A 2,519-nucleotide genomic window follows, 5' to 3' on the forward strand; every position below is an offset into this window, starting at 1 on the left:
CGGCGCGACCGGGGAGACGAGCGTCACGTCCGGCAGATGCGTCCCGCCGGTAAACGGATCGTTCAGGACGAAGACGTCGCCGGGTGCCGGGTCCCGGTCCCGGACGGCGCGCACGGCCTCCGGCATCGCGCCGAGGTGGACGGGGATGTGCTCTGCCTGGGCTACCATCCGGCCACGGTCGTCGAACAGCGCCGTCGAGCAGTCCCGGCGTTCCTTGATGTTCGGTGAGTACGCGCCCCGGATCAGCACTTGTCCCATCTCCTCGGCGGCGCTCTCGAGTTGATTGCGCAGCACTTCGAGGGTCACCGGGTCGAGCGAGTTGGCGCTCATTCGGCCACCTCCATGACGAGGGTACCGTCGTCGCCGATCCGACCGCGCCAGCCCGGCGGAACGACCGTCGTCGCCTCGGGCTGTTCCAGCACCACCGGGCCGACGATCGACTCGTCGGCCGCCAATCGGTTTCGTTCGTAGACGGCGGCCGTCCGTGCGCCCTCATCCGGGAAGTGCGCCTCTCGCTCACCGATGCGCGACTCTCCTTCCGCGGTGTGGCCGACGTCGGGCGACGGGCGCTCCACCCGCGCGGTCACTCGCAGGTTGACGACCTCGACGGCCTCGTCGAGGGTGTAGCCGTAGGCCGATTCGTGGTCCGCGTGGAACCGGTCGGCCACCGTCTCCGGCTCGAAGTTCTCGACCGGGACCGTGAGCTCGAAGCTCTGGCCTACGTACCGGCAGTCGGCCGCGCGTTCGATATCGGCCCGCTCGGGCTCGGAAACGTCCGCGAGGACGCTCTCGACGAGTTCCTCGTAGACGCCGTCGATCCGGTCTCGATCGGCGTCGGGCAGATCGACGCGAACCGTCCGGACGGCGTCGTGGGACTCGTCAGCGGCGAGCAGCCCGTACGCCGAGAGGACGCCGGCCGGTTTCGGGACGATCACCCGCTCCATTCCCAGCGCCGAGGCCAGCGCGGCCGCGTGCATCGGTCCGGCCCCGCCGAACGCCACGAGGCCGAACCCGCGGGGATCGAGCCCGCGCTCGACCGTGACGGCCCGGATCGCACGCGTCATGGTCGCGTTGGCGACCCGGTACACCCCGCGGGCCGCGTCGAGTGGTCCGTCGAGGTCCGCTTCGTCCGCGAGGTCCGCCAGCGCGTCGCGTGCAGCGTCGACGTCGAGTGTCAGCTCGCCGCCGAGGGCGGTCTCGTGGCCGATGTAGCCGAGGACGACGTTCGCGTCGGTCACCGTCGGCTCGGTTCCGCCGCGACCGTAACAGACCGGTCCCGGCTCTGCGCCTGACGACCGCGGCCCGACGCGGAGCGCGCCGCCAGCGTCGACCCACGCGATCGAGCCGCCGCCGGCACCGACCGTGTTCACGTCGACCATCGGCGTCCGGATCGGCAGTCCGTCGATCTCGGCGTCGGTCGTCCGCGCCGGCGATCCGTCACGAACGAGGCTCACGTCGCTCGACGTGCCGCCCATGTCGAACGTGACGAGCCCGTCGTTTCCGGCGACGTCGGCCGCGCCGATGACGCCGGCCGCCGGCCCGGAGAGAACCGTCGTGACCGCGTGCTCGCGCACCGTTTCCGCGTCCGCGATACCGCCGTTTGACTGCATGATCTGCGGTGCCGGGATCCCCGCGTCGGCCGCTCGGTCGACGAGTCGGCCGACGTAGCCGTCGATCGCGGGCGTGACGTAGGCGTCGACCGTCGTCGTCGCCGTCCGTTCGTACTCGCGAAACTCTGCGAGGACTTCCGAGGAGGTCGAGACGGGCACGTCGAGCGACTCGCGGAGGATCGTCGCCACGGTCCGCTCGTTATCCGGTGTCGCGTATGCGTGGAGCAGACTGACTGCGACGCTATCGACGTCCGTCGCCGCGACCTCCTCGGCGATCTCGCGAACGTCGTCGGGTCGAACCGTGCGCTCGACGCCGTCTGCCGTGGCCCGTTCGTCGATCTCGAACCGTCGTCGTCGCGGAACGAGTGGTTCCGGTTTCTCGGCCTCGAGATCGTACAGTGAAGGGCGGTCCTGGCGCCCGATCTCGAGAACGTCCCGGAAGCCTGCAGTCGTGACCAGTGCCGTCCGCGCGCCGTCGCGCTCGAGGATCGCATTGACCGAGACGGTCATCGCGTGGCCGAAGCTCTCGATCGCCGCGGGCTCGATGCCGGCGTCCTCGCAGGCCTTCTCGATGCCCTCGATGACGCCGCGGCTCTGATCGGCTGTCGTCGGGACCTTGGCGGTCGTCAGCCGACCGTCGACTAACAGCGCAACGTCGGTGAACGTGCCGCCAACGTCGACGCCGATCTGCGTGCGTTGTCCTGTCATTATGAACCTAGCTTAGAACAACCCGGTAAGGACGTCGATGAACGCGGGGAGGTTGTCTCTCAGGGTCAGCAGGCCGATCCCGATGACGACCAGCGTGACGATCCCGCCGAGGACGTTCTGGAGGGTGGAGTTGGTGTGCTCGCCGAGCAGCTCCTCGTTGTTCATCGCGTAGATGAGGAAGATCGCGAGGATCGGCAGGAG

2 protein-coding genes and 1 pseudogene are annotated in these 2,519 nt (G+C 69.4%); all 3 read right to left on the reverse strand.

All coding sequences use genetic code 11. The features are described from left to right. Positions 1-330 (reverse strand): hydantoinase B/oxoprolinase family protein (locus QZT59_RS04045; RefSeq protein ID WP_290811685.1); only part of this gene is annotated, 330 nt, incomplete at its 3' end. Then, a complete protein-coding gene (locus QZT59_RS04050) occupies positions 327-2,318 on the reverse strand; it encodes a hydantoinase/oxoprolinase family protein (protein ID WP_290811687.1) in 1,992 nt (663 codons plus the stop codon). The genes QZT59_RS04050 and QZT59_RS04045, both read right to left, overlap by 4 nt. Before the next feature lie 12 nt (positions 2,319-2,330). After that, positions 2,331-2,519 (reverse strand): annotated as a pseudogene (locus QZT59_RS04055) (divalent metal cation transporter); the annotation flags it as partial.

The organism is Halovivax sp. (assembly GCA_007119345.1).
In the GTDB taxonomy this organism is placed as follows: Archaea; Halobacteriota; Halobacteria; order Halobacteriales; family Natrialbaceae; genus Halovivax.

What these genes read in the sequence shown, in the direction of transcription:
- QZT59_RS04050 (WP_290811687.1), bottom strand. Translation starts at nt 2,318, where the DNA reads ATGACAGGACAACGCACGCAGATCGGCGTCGACGTTGGCGGCACGTTC.